Consider the following 22,797-nt stretch of genomic DNA (forward strand, 5'->3'; position numbering starts at 1 on the left):
AAAATGCAAGTTAAATTAGAGTTTTATTTTATATAGTAATCATTTTTTATTAAAAGGTATTTTATCTTTTAACATACATTTTATAAAGCTAAATAGAGTTATTATTTTAATTTTATACTTTACTTTTTCTATAAACCTATTATAATTAAAGTATAATCATTTTAGGAACTTGTTTATTTTATTATAAAAATGTGAAACTTATTACATAAGGAGGAATTAAACATGAAAAATAATACTTATAAAGAAATCAAAAACATATATGGAAAAATAAGTCCTTTTGAATTTAAGGACAAATTAATAGATATTGCGAAACATACTGCAAATGAAAATCATAGAGAACTGCTTGATGCAGGTCGTGGAAATCCAAATTGGACTTGTTCAACTGCTAGAGAAGCTTTTTTCACTTTTGGTCATTTTGCGATTACTGAAACACGTTCTAATTGGGATTTAGGACATTTAGCTGGTATGCCTCAAAAAAAGGGCATTAAGGAAAGATTCTTTAAATATATAAATGAAAATATAGATATGCCTGGAGCATACTTAGCTAGAGATATTATAAATTTTGGTATAAATGAACTTGGATTCGATGGCGATGAATTTGTTCATGAACTAGCTGATGGGATTATTGGTGATAATTATCCACTTCCAGATAGAATGTTGCCTCATATGGAAAAAATAGTGCATGATTATTTAGTTCAAGAAATGAAATATGATATATCAGGTAAATATGGTGATGTAGAAATATTCGCTGTTGAAGGTGCTACAGCTGCTATGTGTTATATATTTGATTCATTAATGGCAAATGAACTTTTAAAAAAAGGTGATACAGTAGCTTTAATGACTCCTATATTTACACCTTATCTTGAGATACCTAATCTTCCTCGCTATGATTTTAAAGTTGTAAACATAAACGCAAATGCAGTTGATGAAAAAAGTGCTCATACATGGCAGTATACTAAAAAAGAATTAGAAAAGCTTCGTGACAATTCTATTAAGGCTTTATTTGTTGTTAATCCTAACAACCCTGCATCTATAGCTATGGATGAGACATCTTGTAATAATCTAATAGATGTAATTGAAAATTATAATAAGGATTTAATGATAATATCAGATGATGTATATGGGACTTTTGTAGAAGATTTCTCATCACTAATGTCAAAACTTCCTTATAACACTGTTGGAGTTTATTCTTATTCAAAATATTTTGGAGTTACAGGATGGAGACTTGGTACATTCGCTCTTCATAAAAAGAATGTTTTTGATAAAAAAATAAATGATTTAACTGGAGAATTGAAGAAATCAGTAGATAAGCGTTACAGTGATATGAGTCTTAATCCTTCTAGTCTTTCATTTATGGAAAGAGTTGTTGCTGATAGTAGACTTGTTGCTCTTAATCATACTGCTGGTCTTTCAACTCCACAACAAGTTCAAATGTCATTTTTCTCTGCCTTTGCATTAATTGATAAAGTTGATGCTTACAAAAAACTTAATATGAGTATATGTCATAGACGTCAAAAACTATTGTTTGAAGCTTTAGAGCTTCCAGTTAATAAAAGTAAAAATAATGCTGCATATTATACTCAATTTGATATTGAAGAATGGGCTAAAATAAACTATGGAGAAGATTTATTCAAATTTATAAGTAAGAATGCCTCTCCGGTAGATATACTTTATAGATTGGCTAATGATTATTCAGTAGTCTTACTTAGTGGAAATGGATTCTATGGACCTGAATGGTCAATTAGAATATCTTTAGCAAATCTATATGATGAAGCCTACACTAAAATAGGGAAAGCAATAAGAGAAATATTGAATAGCTATATTGCTGAATGGGAAAAAACAAAAAAATAATCCTATTACACTGAAATGTCTAAATTATGTGAATAAAAGGATTTATATAGACCTAAATAATTTTTTTTGATATAATCCTATCGGAATTATAAATTTTATTTGTGAAAGGCAGAGAATATTATGAGTATTAAGAAAAAAGTTGCCATAGTCTTTACTGGTGGAACTATATCTATGACAGTAGATGATAAAGTAGGTGCTGCTATACCAACTTTATCTGGGGAACAAATATTATCTATGGTCACTAATATTGATAAAGTTGCAGATGTTGAAGTTTTTAATTTTGATGAAATTCCAGGACCTCACATAACACCTTGTAGAATGATGGAATTAAAAAACTATGTAAATGATTTATTAGCAAGAAAAGATATCACAGGAGTTGTAATAACACATGGTACTGATAGTTTAGAAGAAACTGCTTATTTTCTAGACCTTACAATTGATAATATTAAGCCTGTAATAGTTACAGGTGCTATGAGAAGTAGCTCTGAACTTGGCTATGATGGTTCAAGCAATTTATCTGCATCAGTTTGTACTGCTGTATCTAAAGATGCTATGGGTAAAGGAGTTCTTGTAGTTTTAAACAACGAAGTGCTATTGGCTTCTGAAGCTACTAAAACAAATACACTTTCTTTAAATACATTTAAATCTTTAACTAGTGGTCCATTGGGAATAATCGACTGTAACGAACTTGTTCTTACGAGAGATATTGTAAATAGAACCATTATAGATACTGATAAAGTAGAATCTAAAGTTGCACTATTTAAAGCATATGTTGGAGAAGATGCAGATTTTATAAGATTTGCTGTTGATAGTGGATATAAAGGTATAGTTATTGAAGCTATGGGTAGAGGCAATATTCCTCCTCTAATGCTTTCTGGTGTTGAATATGCAAGGGAAAAAGGACTTCCTGTTGTTATAGTTTCTAGATGCCATTCAGGTAGAGTATTTGATAGTTATGGTTACTTTGGTTCTGGTAGAGACTTAAAAAATATAGGATGTATATTTGGTGGAGACCTTCCAGGTCAAAAAGCTAGAATAAAACTTATTTTAGCTCTTGGAAAGACTAATAATATTGATGAAATCAAAGACTTCTTTGAAAAAGGAATCTATTGTTAATTATATTATAGAGTTTAGAATTTAAAATAAATTATATCATAGAGTTTAAAATAAAACGTCCCCCTACTGCAATCTTTTACTTATATTGCAATAAGGGGATTTTATTTTATAGTTCTCTTTTTTTATTTATTCCACAACTTTTTTATTTCACAACTATATTAACTAATTTCTTAGGAACTGCAACAACTTTAACTATAGTTTTATCTTCAACTAGAGCTTTAATTTTTTCATCTTCTAAAGCCACTTTTTCCATATCTTCTTTAGATATATTTGAACTAACAGTTAACTTTCCTCTAACCTTTCCATTAACTTGTACAACAACTTCTATTTCATCTTTTACTAAAGCTTTTTCATCATATTTAGGCCAGTCTATATCAAATACACTTCCTTCTTGACCTATCATAGTCCATAATTCTTCACCTAAATGAGGTGCAAATGGTGAAATTATAGTTACGATTGTTTGTACACCTTCTTTTATAACTGCTTCATTGATATTATCTAGCTCCTTATATTTGTACATATCATTTATTAATTCCATAAGAGCTGATATAGCAGTGTTAAATCCAAATTTCTCACTTAAATCTACAGTAACTTTTTTAAGTGTAGAATGTATAGTATATCTCATATCTTTATCTTGAGAACTTAACTCGCCAAACTCAACATCTTTTTTGAAGACATCTGCTAACTCATCAACTAATCTATATACTCTATTTAAGAATCTAAAGCATCCATCAACACCTTGTTCTGACCAGTCTAAATCTCTTTCTGGTGGTGCTGCAAATAATACGAAAAGTCTTGCAGTATCTGCTCCATATTCATCAATTATATCCATAGGAGATACTGTATTTCCTTTAGACTTACTCATTTTAGAACCATCCATAAGAACCATACCTTGAGTAAGTAAGTTTTTAAATGGTTCATCAAAGTCTACCATGCCCATACTCTTAAATGCTTTTACAAACCATCTAGCATAAAGTAAATGCATTATAGCATGCTCTACTCCACCTATATATTGGTCTACTGGATGCCATCTGTTAACTAAATCTTTACTAAATGGTTCATCTTCATTTTTATTGTCTACATATCTTAAGAAATACCAAGAAGAATCAACAAATGTATCCATAGTGTCAACTTCTCTTCTCGCTGGTTTTCCACAGTGAGGACAAGTTGCTGACATAAACTGTTTTGAAGTAGTAAGTGGAGACTCACCTTTTCCAGTAAATTCAACATCTGTTGGTAAAAGAACTGGTAAATCTTCTTTCTTAACTGGAACTATTCCACACTCATCACAATAAACTACAGGTATAGGACAACCCCAATATCTTTGTCTTGAAACTAACCAGTCTCTTAATCTATAATTAATTGTTCTCTTTCCTCTACCTTCTTTTTCTAATTTATTTATTATTCCTTCAAATCCTTCTGAAGCATCTAATCCATCAAATTCTTCTGAATTTATCATTTTATTATCTTCTGTAATTACATCTATTATATCTAGATTATATTTTTCAGCAAAATCTCTGTCTCTTTCATCATGTGCAGGAACTGCCATTATAGCACCTGTTCCATATTCAACTAATACATAGTTTGCTATCCATAGAGGAACTTTTTTTCCATTTAAAGGATTTATAACATATCTACCTATAAACATACCTTCTTTTTCTACATCAGCTGCTGTTCTCTCTATTTCTGTCATAGTGTGCATTTTTTGAACAAAAGCTTCAACATCTGCTTCATACTCAGTACCAGCAACCAATTCTTTAACTAGTTCATGTTCTGGAGCAAGTACCATATAAGTAACTCCATAAGTTGTATCTGGTCTAGTTGTAAATACTGTCATAGATTTGTCAGTTCCATCTATATCAAATACTAAATCTGCTCCTGTACTTTTTCCTATCCAGTTTCTTTGCATTATTTTAACTTTTTCTGGCCATCCATCTAATGTATCTAAATCATTAAGTAATTCTTCTGCAAATTCAGTAGTTTTAAAATACCATTGTTCCAAGTCTTTCTTTAATACTGTTGATTTACATCTTTCACATGCTCCTTGAACAACTTGTTCATTTGCAAGAACAGTCTCACAAGAAGGACACCAGTTAACATAAGATTTTTTCTTATATGCAAGTCCATGTTCTAAAAATTTCAAAAATATTTCTTGAGTAAATCTATAGTATTCTGGAGTTGAAGTTGCTACTTCTTTATCCCAATCATAGCTAAGCCCTAATAAATTTAATTGTTCTTTCATTTCTTCTATATTTTCCATTGTCCATTTATGTGGATGTATTCCATGTTTTATAGCTGCATTTTCAGCTGGTAAACCAAAAGAATCCCATCCCATCGGATGAAGTACATTATAACCTTCCATTTTTTTGAATCTTGCGACAACATCGCCTATAGAATAATTTCTAACATGTCCCATGTGTATCTTTCCAGATGGATAAGGGAACATTTCTAATGTGTAATAATTAGGTTTTTCAGTTTGTGCTGTATCCATTTTGTATTGGTCATTATCTTTCCAAATTTTTTGCCATTTCGATTCTACTTGTTTAAAATTATATACGCTCATATTTTGCCTCCTGTTTTTAGTTGTGTTCAACTACTTTGTTTAATATTATTTACTTATAATTTCCAAATAATTCTTTGAAAATAAAAAATCCTCGTCACTAAACTTGCGTTTAGGGACGAGGATAAATCTTCGCGGTACCACCCTAATTAGCCTACTTTTATAGACTCTCTTAGATAGCTTTTAATCCAGCCATGGAGAATAGGTTTTAATCTAGTAAGTTCAAAGTTATATAATATTAGTTCTCACCTTCCACTAACTCTCTGAAAAAATATAATCTTTTACTGCTCTAGTCTATTCAATTCAATACAATTTTTGAAATTTTCTAACTATAATAACATATATTATCATGTTTATGCTAATGTGTCAATATCTATATAAGGTGCATCTTTCCATAATTTTTCTAAATTATAAAATCCTCTATTTTCCTCATTAAATACGTGAACCATTATATCTCCATAGTCAAGAAGTACCCAAGTTTGAGTTCCTTGTCCTTCTTTTCCTCTTGGTTCTAATCCTAGTTTTGCTAATTCATCTTCAACATTATCAGCTATAGCTTTTACTTGTCTTTGAGAAGATGCTGTAGTAATAACAAAATAATCACATAAACTAGAAACTTTTCCTATATTTATTATAACTGTATCTTGACCCAGCTTATCTTCTATGGCATCATATGCTATTTTTGTCATTTGTTCCACTGTCATATAAAATTTCCTCACTTTCCTAATTTAAATACACTTAGTTATTCTAACATATTAATACGATTTTGTAACATAGTCAACTTTAATTTTATTAATATGTTTGCCTTTATATAAGATTTTTATAATAACTTTTCTTTAATTAGGTAGTTTCTTGCCATAACAGTTCTTGGATGTATTTCTTCTTTTTTATTAATAACAAACATTAAAGTATTATTAAATGAAGTTAAAAGTGCTTCGTCAAGCTTACCTTCATAGGCTAATTCTCTCAATGTATCTACAACTGGAAATTTTCTTCCTTCTTCAATTAAATCTGCTATGTAAATTATTTTTTCTAAAAGAGACATATCTTCTCTTCCTGTTGTATGGTATTTAATTGCATTTATAATATCTTCATCTTCTATACCAAACTCATATTCACATATGTATGACCCTATCACACTATGTGATAGAGAGCGGTTTCCATCTTCTATTGGGTCTAAGTATATTTCATACTTATTAACATAATCCTCTACTTCTTTATCACTTAAGTATTTCGCACAATCATGAATCATCCCCGCTATATAGGCTTTTTCTTTGTCACATCCATAAATTTCACACAATTTTACAGCACATTCTGCAACATTTTTTGAATGGCTAAGCCTTCCTACTGGTAGCATTTGATTTAATCTCTGGTTAATATTCTCTAAGTTCATTTAATCATCTCCATATTGATATAGTTTATTTTCATACAAATAATTTTCTACATTTTCGGGTACTAAGTAACGTATAGACTTTCCTTCATTTAGCTGTTCCCTTATATATGTGGATGATATATCCAATGATGGAACGTAAACTGTTATAATGTCAGCATTATATTTTTTAGTCAGTTTCTCTATAGTTTCTTGTGACCTTAATAAGCTAATACCTGGTCTAGTTGCAGCTATAAAAGTAGCTAACTCAAAGTTTTTCTTTACATCTTTCCACTCTTCAACACTACAAATAGCATCTGCCCCTGTTATAAAGTAAATATCAGCATTTTTGTATTTTTTCTTTAAATATTTTAATGTATCGATTGTATAAGTCCTTTTATTTCTTTCGATTTCTACTTTTGAAACTAAAAAATCTTCATTGCTTTCAGTTGCTAGAAGTGTCATATTGTATCTATCATACTTATTTGTAGTGATACCTAGTTTATGTGGTGGATTTCCTGATGGTATAAAGATAATTTTGTCAATCTCATACTTATCTCTAATAAACTCTGCTGTTGCTAAATGAGCATAGTGTATAGGGTCAAAAGTACCTCCTAATATACCTATTTTGATTTTGCCTTTATGGCGATTAAATTTCTCTAGTTTTTCAGTATTTTTCAATTCTGCCTTCTGAACTAGATTTTTACTTCTCATATTTTGTCTCCTTTTAATGTTATAATACTATTGTACCATTATTTTTTATTTCTTAAAGCTTATAAATTATTTTTTTTGGTATATAATCATATTTATATGGTAAAAAACACTTTAAAAAATAATTATTTAACATAGTTTCACTTAACTTTTTAATAAAAATAACTTTTTATTATTTTGTCTTAATTTAGATTAAATATAACGTATAATTATAAGTTTTTTATTAAATTTTATTAGTTACTTTTGTTAATATAATTACATATAAAAAAGGAGCAATTATGAGTATAATTACAAAAATAGAACAACAAAAAAGAAATGATGATAGAGTAAATATTTATGTAGATGATAAATTTTTTATTGCTATATTTAAAGAACTTGTTTATACATTTAATTTAAAAAAAGGAAATGAAGTAAATGAAGAGGAATTAAAATCCATTTTAGATGATGAGATGTATATAAAAGCTAAAAATAAAGCATTAAATATTTTGTCTCGTGCTGACCAGTCTGAAAAAAAAATGAAAGAAAAACTATCAGCAGATTTTGAAGAGGATACAATTGATAGAGTTATAGATTTTCTTAAAAATTATAATCTGGTAAATGACAATATATTGGCTCAGAAAATAGTTAATACCAATGTTAATTTAAACAAATGTGGCAAAAACAGAATTAAACAAAATTTATATAATAAAGGTATTGAAAGAAGTGCAATTGATGAAGCAGTATCAGAATTAGACAAAGATACTGAATTTGAAAATGCCATGTATCTAGCAAAAAAAAGATATGAAAGGGTAAAAAAAGAAGATAAAAAGAAAATATATCAAAAAATTTCTCAACATCTTTCCTATAAAGGCTTTGATTATGATATTATTAAAAGAGTTTTAAATAAACTTTTAAATTTTGATGAATCTGATATATAAGTATATTTTTAAATATACTAAGGAGGTAAATTATGAAACTAATTATTGGTGGTTTAAGCTTTTTATTAGGATTATATAATATATATCAATTATATAGAGAAGATAGTATGAGATAAGTATTATTTTATTAAAATATAATACTTATTATGGAGGGAAAATCAAATGAAAAGTCAAGAAAGATTTAAAATTTTAGACGTTGATGTTTATCTACAACCATTTGAGTCTGACATAAAAAAAAGGATGAAACACTATGAAGATGTAAAAGCAAAAATATTAACTAGCTGTGAAGATTTTAATTCTTTTGCAAATGGTCATCTTTATTATGGATTCCATCAAACAAATGATGGATGGTTTTATAGAGAGTGGGCTCCAAATGCAGATAGTTTATCATTAATTGGTGACTTTAATAATTGGAATAGAAAATCCCATCCTCTAAAAAAAATAGATTCTGGTAATTGGGAAATTTTTATACCTGATAAAAACAGCTTACCTCATAAATCTGAGGTAAAGGTACAAGTCACTACAAATGGGGAAACATTTGACCGCATACCATTATACATAAAGAGGGTAATCCAAAAGGATTCTGGTAGCTTTAATGGGCAGATATGGCAACCAAAAACTCCATTTAATTGGACTGATAATGAATTTGATTTAAAAAACATAACTTTCCCTTTAATCTACGAATGTCATATAGGTATGGCTACTGAAAAAGAATCTATTGGAACTTATAATGAATTTACTGAAAATATACTTCCTAGGATAAAGAAAGCTGGATACAATACTATTCAACTTATGGCTATCATGGAACATCCATATTATGCTTCTTTTGGATACCAAGTTTCAAACTTTTATGCAATTTCATCTAGATTTGGTACTCCTGAAGACTTAAAAAACCTTATAAATACAGCTCATTCAATGGGAATTGCTGTTTTATTAGACTTAGTTCACTCTCATGCTGTAAAAAATACTTTAGAGGGAATAAATGAATTTGATGGAAGTGAACATCAATTTTTCCATTCAGGTTCAAAAGGTAATCACCCTGCTTGGGGAACAAAACTCTTTAACTATGGTAAGCCTGAGGTAATTCATTTTTTACTTTCAAATATAAAATTTTGGCTAAATGAGTATCATTTTGATGGTTTTAGATTTGATGGCGTAACCTCAATGCTATATCATAACCACGGTCTTGGAGTTTCATTTGACAGTTATAAAAAGTATTTCAGTGCAAACACGGATATGGAAGCTATAACATATCTTCAATTTGCAAATGAATTAATAAAAGAAATCAAACCTAATTCAATAAGCATTGCAGAAGATATGAGTGGAATGCCTGGAATGTGTATACCTATAAGAGATGGTGGAATTGGCTTTGACTATAGATTAGCAATGGGAGTACCTGATTTTTGGATAAAAACTATCTCAAAATCTTCTGATGAAAATTGGGATTTAGGCAAAATGTGGTACGAGCTTACTACTAGACGTCCTGGTGAAAAAAACATTGGATATTGTGAATCTCATGACCAAGCATTAGTTGGTGATAAGACAATTATATTTTGGTTAGCAGATAAAGAAATGTATTGGAATATGGAAATAAACTCAAATAATCATATTATTGATAGAGCCATGTCTCTAAACAAATTAATTAAATTAGCAACATTTTCTCTAGCTGGTGAAGGATACCTAAATTTTATGGGAAATGAATTTGGACACCCTGAGTGGATTGACTTTCCACGTGAAGGAAACAATTGGAGTTATAAATATGCTAGAAGACAATGGAGTCTTTCAGAAAATGATAACTTAAAATATAAACAACTATTGAACTTTGATAAATCTATGCTTGAACTTACAAAATACAGTGATATTTTTGCACAGAATAGTTATGAACTTATACATATAGATAATGATAAAAAACTTTTAGTATACAGTAAGGGTAAATATTTATTTATATTTAATTTCCATCCTAATCTGATGCAATCAGTAGACATATCAAAATTCCAAGACAAAAAATACAAGACAGTATTAAGTACTGATATGATAGAGTTTGGAGGAAAAACAAGACCAGAAAACTTAATAGACTACGATATCTATTTTACTTCTACTCCTCCATCTTCTAAAATACCTATTGCATCTCTCACAGCAATAGTATTTTTAAATAATATTATCTAGATATAAATAACTACTAAAAGCCAAATAACAATTTTGATTTTAATACAAAATGTTATTTGGCTGATTTATTTTCTTGCTAATTAATTATTTTTTATATCTGACATTATAACTTCCAACTTTTAATTTGTGGAATTATATTCATCTTAACAGTCTGTGCCTTTAGAGCATTTCTAAATTTTTCAGTAGATGTATTTTTAAACATTTTACTAGAAGCACTTTTAAGATTTTCTATAGAATCCCAGTGTTGTATCATAATCCATTTTTGAGTTTTTTCATCATATAAAAGCTCAGTATCAATAAAGCCCGATTGAACAGAGTGAAAATTTATTTCTAAATCATTTACAATCTCTACAAATGCATCTTTTGATAAATTCTCTTCCACATTAAATTCTACTATTTCTGTAATAATTTTCATATACAAACCCTCCTATTTATCTTTCTTACATCATAACAAGAAGTAAATTAAAGGTATTGTAAAAAATCGACAATATAATTATAAATAGTTGTACGTTGTGTTTTCTTTAATAGTTTTATTCTCTTTAATAAATTTAATTGGCGATACTCCTGAAAACTGTTTAAATTCTTTAATAAAATGAGCTTGGTCATAATATTCATTTTCATAAATTAAGTCAAGAAAGTTATTATTTTTAGAGCTATAAATAAGCTGATTACTTACCATTTTAAATCTATATATTTTCCTTAGTATTTTAGGTGTATACCCAGTATATTTTAAACAAGCTCTTTCTAAAGTTTTAATATTTATGTTCATCTCATCACAAAACAATTTTATAGTGCTATATTGATTATTGTATATAAATAAATCTAGGAGATTTATCATCTTATTTATAACCAAATTTTCATCTAATACAGATACTAATATTTTTTCTAAATGTAAAACTATATCTTCTATTGATAATATTTGATTTAATGTACTTTCCAATTTCCCAACAAAACCTTTTGATACTTGTTTTAAGTCAACAAGTTGACCCTTAAACTCTGAAATTGGTATCTTTAAAAATGGATAGAGCCCAAATGGATAAAAAGAAATACCCATCACACGTATATTTCCACGTTGAATAACAAATCCATGCTTATCTCTTATTCCATTAAAATGTATATTACTTGCATTATAATTTTGATTTTCAATCTTATATTCCATAACATCAGAAAGATTAATGATAATATCTATACTATCTGTAGGTAATAACTTATTATTTAGCAATATATTTGATTTTGTTTCAAGGTACCAAATAAACTTTACCCAGGGTTTTAAACGAACATTTCTAACTGCATACCTTGTAACTGATAACATTGTAATTAACCTCTATCCTAAATTTTTTTATCATTATATACTTTATCTTTATATTATACAATATAATTTATCCTATCAAAAACTTAATCTATTCCATATCTATCTTATACATTTTTTTAATGCTTTAGAAATAGGAAGTGCTATTATAAGACCTATTAACACCTGCATTAAATTGCCTGGTATTGAAGTAAGTGGAATTATAAAATTACCATAAAGTATAACCTCTGTTACATAATATCCAAACAACATCCAAATTGATGAAACTACTACTCCTATTACATTAATCAAAAAATTTTCTCCATTCTTGCCATTTGCCCATACAATCTTTCCAAGTAAATACCCCATAATACCTCTAACTATAAATGTAAATGGAGCCCATAGAGTCCACCCAGATATCAAATCAAAAAGAGCCATCCCAATAGCACCTGATAACGCACCTTTTTTACTTCCAAATACTATTGCTGATATAAATAACATTGCTGTTCCTAAATGTACAAGACCTCCATTTATAGATATTGGCAATCTTATATTTATAAACTTGGTTGCAACAAATACTAACGCTATTAATAGTGAAGTTTCTACCAAATCTTTTGTTGTAAATTTCTGTTTAGCTGTAGCTTCCATGCCACATCCTCCTTTTATATTGTGACTAAAAATAATATTTATTAAATAAATCTACTAAACTTCCATTTGTATTAAATTCTAATGCTTTTAAACTTTTATCCAATACATTTAATATGTGAACTATTTTATCAAGACTAGCATTTTCCCCCATATGACCTATTCTCAAAATAGCATCCATATATTGATTTAATGATGTTGCAACAAGTGTATTGTAATTTTTAAGCATATAATCAGTAAGTTTTAATGCTCCTATACTTTCAGGTATTTTTATTGCTGTCACTGTATTAGAATATCCTTCTTCTAAAAACAATTCTAAACCATATTCTTCAACAGCTTGTCTTACACTAGAAGCTATTTTCTCATGTCTACTTAATACCTTTTCCACACCCTCTTCTAGTATATTGTCTAAGGCTCTATCAAGACCCATTATGTCACTTATTGGCATTGTATAAGGGAAATATTTTTTTTCGTAATATCCTTCCCATATACTTAAATTACAATAAAAACCTACTATGTCTGTTTTTCTATTTTTTATACAATTTTTTGCATCTTGACTTATACCAACTATAGTAAGACCTGCAGGTGCAGAAATAGCTTTTTGAGAACCGCCTAATATTACATCTATTTTAGATTCATCTACATTTAACCTTTCACCCACCATACCTGCCACAGAATCCACTACAGTTAAGATTCCATATTCCTTCAATAGCGGACATATCTCACTTACATCATTTAATACACCTGTTGGAGTATCACAATGAACCACTGTTGCATATTTAAAGTTATTATCCTTTTCTAAAAACTTTCTTAACTCATCAACATCTATACTTTTTGTATATTGACTTGAAAAAAGCACATACTCTCCACCATACATTTTTACAAAGTCTTTAAATCCTTCTCCATATATACCATTGTCAATTACAAGAACTCTATCACCCTTCTCTGTCAGTGAAGCACAAGCTGCTTCAAGTCCCAATATTCCTTCACCACTTAATATGTAAATATCATTCTTTGTACCAACTATATTTCCAAACTTTTCACATGTCTTCTTATAAAACTCAACAAAATCAACATCTATATCTGGGTTAGTTGTTTTCTCTGCTCTTATTAGCCTTACATTTTCTCTAGTTTCTGTTGGTCCTGGTGCATAATTAATTTTATTATTCATATATATCAGCTCCTTTTTATTTTCTATACGATTATTATACAAAATTTTCATTTTTCATGGTACAATTTTATATTTTTTTAGAATTGTACCAATACATTTTTTTCTGATAACAATCTTCTGAACATTAAACACACTATCACTTACAACTTAAATTGATAAGTTATATTAATAAGAATTTTATAACAGTAAAAACAACAAAATACAGGACATATGAACATTTAAGCCACTTGCCCTGTATTTGTATATTATTAACCTATTTAACTCTATTTTTATATCTTCTATAATCCTGTTTAAAAATTAAATATAGCTTTTTATATATTTTTATTCACTATATCTTACTCTATCAATAAGAGATTCTTTGTTAAAGCTTCTTCCTATTAAATAAGTTGTTATAAATTGAGCTATAAGGATAAATACAACCATAAATAAAATTGGTACTATTGGTAATGCATATGTTGCATAAGATAATCCAGTTTTTCTTAAAAATACAACTGCAATGTATCCTAATATACCTCCAAAGACAATACTTCCTATCATCATTCTAGAAGTATAATATATAGCTTCTGAATTAAGCATTTTTACTAATTGTCTATTAGTAAGTCCAATTGCTTGAAGCATACCAAGTTCTTTTTTTCTAGTAACTATACTAGTTATCATTGTATTTACAAGATTCATAAATCCAATAACACCTATTATACCAGTTAAAGTATAGCCCATTATTTTTATAAATGAAATCATCATCTTATTTGATTCTATTCTACTATCTAAAAAATCCGCTTCTAAATATCCATTAGATTTAGCAATTTTCTTTATAGCATCTTTAACTTCTTGATATTTTCCTTCTTCAGTATATATTCCAATGGTACTTGTTGTATCATATTTCAAAGCTCTATCTATAAAATCTTTTCCTATACCAAAACTTGGAGTTCCCATAGCTATTGCTTGAACTTTAAATTCTTTTTTTATCTCTTTATCTCCATCATATAGAGTTAATTTTATTTTATCTCCAGCCTTTACACCCATTTCTTTTGCTGTATCAAGGTGAGTAATGACTATTTCGTTTCCTGTTTGTAACCCTTCAAAATTTATTTTTCCATCTATTAGGTTTTTATTTAAATCCTTCACATCATTTTCATTTATGCTCTGTAAAAGGTCATGTTTAAACTCAACATTATAATCCTCCATCCCAATTTTTACAGAATTTCCTAATTCAGTTTTTTTGACTCCTTCTATACTCTTTACTTGGTTTAAAAAGTCTTTACCTAATGGATTATTCATTTGTAGAATATTCAAATTACTTTCAGGATTCTTGTCGCTATCCATTTCATATCCAGTAAATCTAACTTCTATATCATAAGGAAAATGCTCTCTAGCCATCTTCTCAGCATTAAAACTTTCTAAAGCAGTAGATACTGTTATAAATATAGTTCCACTTAACATAAGAGATGTCAGTGTCATATAAGTACGCTTTTTATTTCTTTCTAAATTTGCTTTTGATAAATTCTTTAAATTTATATTTTTATGTCCTTTTCTATCATTTTTACCACTTATTTCATTTCCAGTATATCTTACTGCATCAACTATAGATACCTTTGAAGCTACTTTCATTGGTTTCAAAAGTGATAAAACAACAGATATAAAACTTATTACCACAACCAATAATAGCACTGGTAATTGTGATGATTTTACATCTACATCCATAAATGATTTTATTATAATATTTGCAAGTGCATAACCTAAAATTGTTCCTACTGGTATTGCTATTCCTGCTAATATAAAGCCTTCCTTAAACACTATTGCTTTTACTTGTTTTTTAGTTGCACCAATTGCTCTAAGTTTTCCAAATTCTTGTACTTTAGTAACTATTGAGATGTAGAATATATTGTATATTACCAATATACTAGACAATACAATTACTAAGCCTATAAGAACTCCTCCTATCATTGTTTCACTATCTGGTTTTAAAGCATTTATATAATTTTCATTTACAAGTATATTATTAGTATCTAATCCTATATCATTTGCAATCTTATTTAATTTTTCTTTTGCCTGTTCTATAGATAAATCACTCTTATCTTTTAATTTAACATATATATTGAAATCTTCTTGTGACATATCTCTAGTATTTTTCATATATGTTTCTGATATAATAGCAGAATAATTCTTTCCTGCTTCATATATTTCACTAGTTTCTAAGATTCCAGTTATTATAAATTCTTTTTCTATTCTTTTGTCGCTTTTATAATCATCATAAGGTACTTTTATTTTTTCACCTAATTTTTGACCATGACCTAATGCTTTTAAAGCTCCACTATCTAGTACTATTTCATTTTCTTTTGTTGGTAATTTTCCTTTTATAAATTCAAAATTATTTAATTTTAAACCCTCTTCATTCATATATGATAATGAAATGGTTGTATCATCTTCTAGCTTCTCAACACCCACTCCATTCATTTTTCCAGCTAGTTCAATATCTGCATGATTACTTAATATTTCAGCTTGTTTTTCATTTACATTTGCTAATACTCCTTGATAATTGCCTGAATACTTTATTGTATTTTCCTTTTGATATTCTCTTGTATCGACAATATAAATACCTATAGATGAAAGCATCAATGTTGAAAGTATTATAGTTATTATTATTAATATACTTTTTGATTTATTTTGTTTTACATTACTTTTTGCTATTTTAGTAGTATTAATCATTTTTGTCACCAACCTTTGACACCTTACCATCCTCTATAAATATAACTCTATCAGCCATTTGAGCTATACTATCATCATGAGTTATCATAACCAAAGTTTGACTATATTTCTTAGACATAGACTTTAGTATACTCATAACTTCATCTGATGTTTTGGAATCCAAGTTTCCAGTTGGCTCATCAGCAAGTATTATGGCTGGTCTTGTTGCCAAAGCTCTTGCTATTGCTACTCTTTGTTGTTGACCTCCTGATAATGTATTTGGTAAAACATCGTGTTTATTTTCAAGCCCCAAAGATTTTAAAAGGTCTTTTATAAATTGTTCATCCACAGTTCTACCATCTAGACCGATTGGTAATACTACATTTTCCCATACATTAAGAGATGGAATTAGATTGTAGCTTTGAAATATAAAGCCTATTTTTCTTCTTCTAAATACGGCAAGTTCTTCTTCTTTCAATGTAAATATGTTTTTATTATCAATGTATACCTTGCCAGATGTAGGTATATCGAGACCACCTATCATATGTAACAATGTACTTTTTCCAGAACCAGATTTACCTATTATAGCTACAAATTCACCTTCATTTATTTCTAAATTTACATCATCTAAAGCTTTTACTAAACTTTCTCCTTCTCCATAATGTTTTGATAAACTTTCAGTATATAGTATTTTCATAAAATTATCCCCTCACTCTAAGTTATGTTGCTCCTTAATCATCTACTTCTTAATTTGTGGAGCTGTTTATACTTATATAATATATGTAGAGGATTACATTCTCCTTTCAGTAAACATTACATAGTTGTAAGAAACAAAGAAAACTTACTTCCTTTTCCTAGATTAGAAGATACCATGATATTACCACCTTGTTCTTCCAAAATTTTTCTACTTAAATACAATCCTACACCACTACCTTCTATAGATTCAATTTCTTCATCTGTTCCTCTATAAAAACGTTTAAATATGTTATTAAATTCATTTTTTGCAATTCCTCTACCATTATCCTCTATTATGATTTTAAAATAGTTTACAGTCTCTTCTATGGATATATTTACTTCTCCATTTCTTTCTGTATACTTAACAGCATTGTCTAATACATTAAAAATACTTTCCTCAGTCCATTTTTTATCGTGAGGTATAATTCTACTATTAAATTCATTTATTTTTAATGTTATATTTTTAATTCTCGCTTTAGGAGTTATACTTTCTATAGCATTTAAAATAGTACTTTTTATGTCATTATCTTCTTTTTTTATGCTTATCATACTAATCTCTAGTCTTGATATGTTAACTAAAGAATTTATTAAATTTTCCAATTTATTTATAGAATTTTTATTAGTTAATAAAAACTCATGTGCTTCATCTTCGTCTAAGTCTTCTTCTATAAGTAATGTATTATATAATTTTAATGATGCTAAGGGAGTTTTTAATTGATGAGAAATGTCTGTTACTAATGATTTTACACTTTCCTTTTCTTTTTCTAATTTAATAAATTTTATCTTTAAACTTCTATTTAACTCATACAGGCAATTGTTAATCTTACTAAATGTACCCTCTTTAAAATACTCATTATATTCTACCAAATAGCCAGAATTATCTAACTTGCTACCTTCTTTTAAATAATTTTCTTGTGCCATTTGCTCCACTATAAAATAAATCTTGCTTAATCTTTTGTTTATGTATCTTATAAAATAATATATTATTCCTGTAACGGCTATAAACATTATTAAAAAAACAAAAATTGATTCTTTAAAAAAAGATTTTAAATATATGCCAAAGTTTGTATCATTTGACATTTTATTTTCTAGCCCATATCCAAATTTTTCAAGTGCTTTTTCTCCAACCTCTGCATTACTATAGTCAAAATTATAAATAGACTTTACTATATCTACCTCATCATCTGGATATTTTTCAATCAACATACCTGCCATACTTTGAGTATTTTTTATTTGATGTTCATATAAAACATATAGTCTATTATATTCAAAAAATATAAATGCAAGTGTTACCACAAGCATGGATAAAATAGAATATATAACAGCCTTTTTCATTATATAGTCCTCTTTAATACTAAAATTTTCTTTGGTATTTATATCTTTTAACATTTTTTTATACTCCTTTCACCCCATATATATCCAACTCCTCTTACTGTTTTTATATACTTAGGTTCAGAAGGATTCTTTTCTACTTTTTGTCTAAGTCTTCTTATATTTACTGCAACTGTATTATCATCTACAAAATTACCACTACTATCCCATAAAGATTCTAATAGTTGTTCTTTGGTCAAAGCTTGCATTGAATTTTCCATCAAATATCTTAATAGTTTAGTCTCTGTTTTACTTAAAATTATTTCTTCTTCCTTGTCATCATTTTTTATAATCAGTTTATTTTCTATATAATAAAAAAACAAATCATCACAAACCAGTAAAGTGTAATTTTTTACTGTGTTTACCCTTTTCATAAATGCATTTACTTTTGAGATTAATACCATCAAACTAAATGGCTTTGTAATATAATCATCTGCACCTAAATCATAACCTGTAACAATATCCACTTCTTCATCAAGTGCTGTAAGCATTATTATATAAACATCACTTTTCTTTCTAATCTCCTCACAAAAATCAAACCCACTTCCATCTGGTAAACCTATATCAGAAATAATTAAATTTATATCCTCTTTAAAAAAAATACCTCTTGCCTCTTCTATACTAAATGTATTAAAAACATTGTATCCCTCTTTTTTTAATTTAAAGCTAATCCCTCTATTTAAAGATTTATCATCTTCTAAAAGTAATATATTATTCATGTTTTTCTCCTCCATTATTATGTATACTAGCTAAATTATATCATACTAACTAAGCCATTTTATTTGACAATTTATAAATATTTTTTAATCATCAAGAAGATTTTACACACTTAGATAATAAAATAAACATACCAATAATAAGTTAATAATATATTTGTTTTTAATCAAGGGTACAATTATTGATTCGATATTACTATAAATAAAAAACAAAGGCAATCCAGTATTTAAACATCCAATTACCTTTGCTTAGGTTTGTATTTTATATAATAATTAATACCTATTTATCAATAAATAATTATTAATTCTATTTTATTATTGATTTTATTACTAATTTCATTTTACTTTTTTATTTTTTAAATTTATCTGATTATTATTGAATAAGTAAATTAAAACACTCGAAGCTACAAATATAAACATACTATCTTTGATACCTAAATCGCCTGTTTTAGGAGATTTCTCTTTAATTTCTGCTTTAGATGCTTTTATATTAGAACTTTCTCTAGCTTTCATTTTATCTAAATTTTTACGTTTATTCTCATTTGAGTTTTTAGTATCCTCATTATTTGCACTGTCTTCACTATCATTTAAATTATCTTCATCACCATTTAATACTAAGTTACTCTCATTACTTTTAATTATCAATTCTTCCTTAGTTTTAATGCTAATTCTTCCATCTACACTCTTGCAGATTTCTTTTTTATACTCTATATACTCAATTACTGCGCTTTCTAAACTTCCAAAATCTTCTAACATTGGTTCTTTTGATAAGCAAGGAAATTCATCTCCACCTAGTGCTATATAATCATTGGTTGCAACTGTATACTCTTTATTCATGTCAAGTGATTTTCCATCTTTCATAATACCAGTTATTTTTTCTCCTTCTTTCTGCTTTGGGTCAAAATAGTATGAGATTCCACCCACTTGTAAAAAGGCTGAATTTTTTTCTGGATACAGTTTTACTCCATGTTCTAAAACACTTTTAATTTGTTCTCCTGTAAGTTTTTTAGTAACTATAGTATTGCTAAAAGGGAATACATCTGCAATACTTCCTATTGTTATATCCCCTTTTTCAATTGTATCTCTTATATTCCCCCCATTAAATAGCGAAATATCTGCTTTAGTTTTATCTAATAAGATATCACCTATTAAATTTCCTAGATTCGTTTCTTTTGTCCTTACATTTTCATATGAGCCATCTAGAGTATTTTTTGTTACTCCTATCACTTTATCTAAAACTTGTTCCTGCTGTTTCTTTATTTCACCAATCTTTTCACTTATGTTAGAATCAAGCTTATACTCTAATGCTTCTTCTTTTTCAATTAATCTTGCTGATTTATTTTCTATTTTTATATGTTCTGTATCATTAGTATCCAATGTTAACTTTACTTCACCAATATGTTCTAGATATTGCCCTGTGCTTACAATCAGTGTATCACCAACCTGTTTACCATTTTCAAACTTAGTATGGCTATGACCATCAATAATTAAATCAATACCATTAACTTTATTTGCTATATCTATACTATTTGGCTTACTTAAACTATTAGTTCCAATATGTGATATTGCAACTATTACATCAGCACCTTTTCTTTTTAATTCATTTACTTGCTCTTTTGCACTTTCTATAGGATTTCTAAACTCTAATCCTTCTACATTTTTAGAGCCTGTCTTACTTTTTGTTTCTTGGGTTGTAAGCCCAAAAAATCCTATTTTTATACCATCTATTTCTTTTATATCATTACTGTCAAATATGTTCTTATCATCTTCAAATATATTTGATGCTAAAAATTTTAAAGTTTTATCTCCTGAATTAGCAATTTTAGATAGCTCTAATAATCTATCCTTTCCATAATTGAAGTCATGATTTCCTGGAGTAATATAGTCATATCCAACACTTTTAATTAATTTAATTGCATCTTCACCTTTATTCATATTTACTATTGGTAACCCATGTAAGCAATCTCCTGCATCTACTAAAATTGAATTTGGAGTTTCCTTTTTTAATGTAGCTAGATTACCTATTTGTATATATTCATCACCTTCAGCATATCTTCCATGTATGTCATTAGTGTGAAAAATGGTTATTTCTTTAGATGAGTTTTCTATTTTGTGCTTAAAGTTATTTAATTGTTCTACACTTTTATAACTTTCTTCAAAACTCTCTAGTCCATAAGAAATAAAACTCTGGCCTGTTGTAATTAGAATTATAATTACTAAAATTAAATATCTTCTAATTTTCAATATAAGTTATCCTCCTAAAATTAGTTTCAGCTTTAAAATAAGACTCTTATTTTAAGATAAAGCTTTTTAGATAAATATTAGAATATATGAAGTTAATCATTTCGATTTTAATATTTATCTATCAATTTAATTTTGTCCATATCCAACAAGTTTTAATCTAGTTACATTTTTTCACACTTATATTTTCATTTATTTTATATGTATTTTTTAGAACCTTTTTAGCTGGTCTCTTTTAAAAGTCCATTGAGGAACTGTTAAATCCCCCTCAAAATTCAAGTTATACCAAGGACTTAAATTTGGTTGTTTACGATTAATAAGAAGCTGAGTTTGTTGAGCAGGCATATAACTTTGAGCTATCATAAAGACCTTTTCTCCGGTTTTTTCATTTTCTGCCATATCCATAATTATACTTGCATGTCCTGGACTGCCTCCAACTATAAAAACATCCCCTATTTTCATATCATCAAGTTGCACAGGTTTTAATTCTTTTTCAAGTGATAAAGTGCCTGAATAAGCAAATACTATATCCATAAATTTTCTAAAACTATCATATGATGTTGAATATTCACTTGCTTTATACCAACTTGAACCACTATCTTTTACTGAAATCCTATATCCTTCTGCCCATTTTGAATACTTAGCCTTAAAACCATCCACAAAGTCAAAGCTTATTTCATCATATCTCTTATTCTGATACAGGTATTCTGCTCTCATAAGCATAATTGCATCTGCACATTGATGCAAATCTCTATCACCAATATTGACATCGAATACACTATCATAGATACCTTTTGATTCCTTAGTTCTACCATCGTAATACTTAACTTTCTCACCATAATTTTTCAACTTAGTATTCCTCAAAAAACTTTCGAAGCTACCTTTTTCTACATCAACCCTTTTAAATCCTTTTGGTGGCTCATACCTATCTTTTAATATATTTTCATCTTTATGTACTACGATAGATTGCTCTTCTTTTTTAGAATTTTGAATATGGTTAGAACCTTCAACTGTTTTTTTACTTTCCCCATTACTGCATCCAACTAAAGTCAACATCATCAATGATAAAATAGTAATTTTCTTTGACAGTTTCATTAGATTTACCTCCTATAAATTTTTCAAAAATAAATGCAAAGTTACACTTATAGAGTTCTTGTATACTATTATACAAAATTTCTATTTACTAATATTTCTTGACTCAAATGCACATTTATTGTTGTATTTAATGTTAAAATAATTATAATAGGATATCATA

General features: G+C 27.9%; 18 protein-coding genes. 4 read left to right on the plus strand and 14 right to left on the minus strand.

The window, feature by feature from the left end:
* The first annotated feature begins 222 nt into the window (after positions 1–222).
* The gene (gene aspD, locus IC174_RS10440; RefSeq protein WP_227482864.1) at positions 223–1,851 is read left to right on the plus strand and encodes an aspartate 4-decarboxylase; all 1,629 of its coding nucleotides are present in this window, start codon (positions 223–225) and stop codon (positions 1,849–1,851) included.
* A gap of 120 nt (positions 1,852–1,971) precedes the next feature.
* Positions 1,972–2,967 carry an asparaginase gene (locus tag IC174_RS10445; protein ID WP_227432524.1) on the plus strand — a complete coding sequence of 332 codons (996 nt, stop codon included), beginning with the start codon at positions 1,972–1,974 and terminating at the stop codon, positions 2,965–2,967.
* A 142-nt stretch (positions 2,968–3,109) separates the two neighbouring features.
* Here IC174_RS10445 and leuS read toward each other — a convergent pair whose 3' ends face one another.
* From leuS to nadD, 4 genes are all read right to left on the minus strand, one after another.
* Complete coding sequence (leuS, locus tag IC174_RS10450) at positions 3,110–5,530, minus strand: leucine--tRNA ligase (protein ID WP_227432523.1); 2,421 nt, start codon at positions 5,528–5,530, stop codon at positions 3,110–3,112.
* Positions 5,531–5,880: 350 nt separating this feature from the next.
* Positions 5,881–6,231 carry a ribosome silencing factor gene (gene rsfS, locus IC174_RS10455; protein WP_227432522.1) on the minus strand — a complete coding sequence of 117 codons (351 nt, stop codon included), beginning with the start codon at positions 6,229–6,231 and terminating at the stop codon, positions 5,881–5,883.
* Positions 6,232–6,347: 116 nt separating this feature from the next.
* The gene (gene yqeK / locus IC174_RS10460) at positions 6,348–6,920 is read right to left on the minus strand and encodes a bis(5'-nucleosyl)-tetraphosphatase (symmetrical) YqeK (protein WP_227432521.1); all 573 of its coding nucleotides are present in this window, start codon (positions 6,918–6,920) and stop codon (positions 6,348–6,350) included.
* The gene (gene nadD / locus IC174_RS10465; protein ID WP_227432520.1) at positions 6,921–7,610 is read right to left on the minus strand and encodes a nicotinate-nucleotide adenylyltransferase; all 690 of its coding nucleotides are present in this window, start codon (positions 7,608–7,610) and stop codon (positions 6,921–6,923) included.
* 275 nt (positions 7,611–7,885) lie between these two features.
* On the opposite strand from nadD, the gene recX reads away from it, so the two are divergent.
* Entirely contained in the window at positions 7,886–8,524 is a 639-nt protein-coding gene (gene recX / locus IC174_RS10470) for a recombination regulator RecX (RefSeq protein WP_227432519.1), read from the plus strand.
* A 162-nt stretch (positions 8,525–8,686) separates the two neighbouring features.
* Complete coding sequence (locus IC174_RS10475; RefSeq protein WP_227482865.1) at positions 8,687–10,690, plus strand: alpha-amylase family glycosyl hydrolase; 2,004 nt, start codon at positions 8,687–8,689, stop codon at positions 10,688–10,690.
* Positions 10,691–10,793: 103 nt separating this feature from the next.
* On the opposite strand, the gene IC174_RS10480 is transcribed toward IC174_RS10475, so the two are convergent.
* The 10 genes from IC174_RS10480 to IC174_RS10525 all read right to left on the minus strand — a co-directional run bounded on the left by IC174_RS10480 (position 10,794) and on the right by IC174_RS10525 (position 22,637).
* Positions 10,794–11,105, minus strand: coding sequence for an antibiotic biosynthesis monooxygenase (locus tag IC174_RS10480; RefSeq protein WP_227432517.1), 312 nt, complete (start codon positions 11,103–11,105; stop codon positions 10,794–10,796).
* Between the two features lie 78 nt (positions 11,106–11,183).
* Entirely contained in the window at positions 11,184–12,002 is an 819-nt protein-coding gene (locus IC174_RS10485) for a helix-turn-helix domain-containing protein (protein ID WP_227432516.1), read from the minus strand.
* A gap of 99 nt (positions 12,003–12,101) precedes the next feature.
* The gene (locus IC174_RS10490; RefSeq protein WP_227432515.1) at positions 12,102–12,626 is read right to left on the minus strand and encodes an ECF transporter S component; all 525 of its coding nucleotides are present in this window, start codon (positions 12,624–12,626) and stop codon (positions 12,102–12,104) included.
* A 25-nt stretch (positions 12,627–12,651) separates the two neighbouring features.
* Positions 12,652–13,794: a pyridoxal-phosphate-dependent aminotransferase family protein gene (locus IC174_RS10495; RefSeq protein ID WP_227432514.1), complete on the minus strand. Its 1,143-nt coding sequence runs from the start codon at positions 13,792–13,794 to the stop codon at positions 12,652–12,654.
* Between the two features lie 321 nt (positions 13,795–14,115).
* Positions 14,116–16,500 carry an ABC transporter permease gene (locus tag IC174_RS10500; RefSeq protein WP_227482866.1) on the minus strand — a complete coding sequence of 795 codons (2,385 nt, stop codon included), beginning with the start codon at positions 16,498–16,500 and terminating at the stop codon, positions 14,116–14,118.
* A complete protein-coding gene (locus IC174_RS10505) occupies positions 16,493–17,176 on the minus strand; it encodes an ABC transporter ATP-binding protein (RefSeq protein ID WP_227432512.1) in 684 nt (227 codons plus the stop codon). Before IC174_RS10505 ends, IC174_RS10500 begins: the two co-directional genes overlap by 8 nt.
* Positions 17,177–17,292: 116 nt before the next feature.
* On the minus strand, positions 17,293–18,603 hold the full coding sequence (locus IC174_RS10510; protein WP_227482867.1) for a sensor histidine kinase: 1,311 nt from the start codon (positions 18,601–18,603) through the stop codon (positions 17,293–17,295).
* A complete protein-coding gene (locus IC174_RS10515; protein WP_227432510.1) occupies positions 18,597–19,304 on the minus strand; it encodes a response regulator transcription factor in 708 nt (235 codons plus the stop codon). The genes IC174_RS10510 and IC174_RS10515 overlap by 7 nt, the downstream gene beginning before the upstream one ends.
* 333 nt (positions 19,305–19,637) lie before the next feature.
* The gene (locus IC174_RS10520; RefSeq protein WP_227482868.1) at positions 19,638–21,545 is read right to left on the minus strand and encodes a bifunctional metallophosphatase/5'-nucleotidase; all 1,908 of its coding nucleotides are present in this window, start codon (positions 21,543–21,545) and stop codon (positions 19,638–19,640) included.
* Positions 21,546–21,752: 207 nt separating this feature from the next.
* Positions 21,753–22,637 (minus strand): DUF4846 domain-containing protein, encoded by an 885-nt coding sequence (locus IC174_RS10525; protein WP_227432508.1) that lies wholly within the window; start codon positions 22,635–22,637, stop codon positions 21,753–21,755.
* Positions 22,638–22,797 lie beyond the last annotated feature (160 nt).

This window comes from Clostridioides sp. ES-S-0001-03, from assembly GCF_020676075.1.
Taxonomy (GTDB): domain Bacteria; phylum Bacillota; class Clostridia; order Peptostreptococcales; family Peptostreptococcaceae; genus Clostridioides.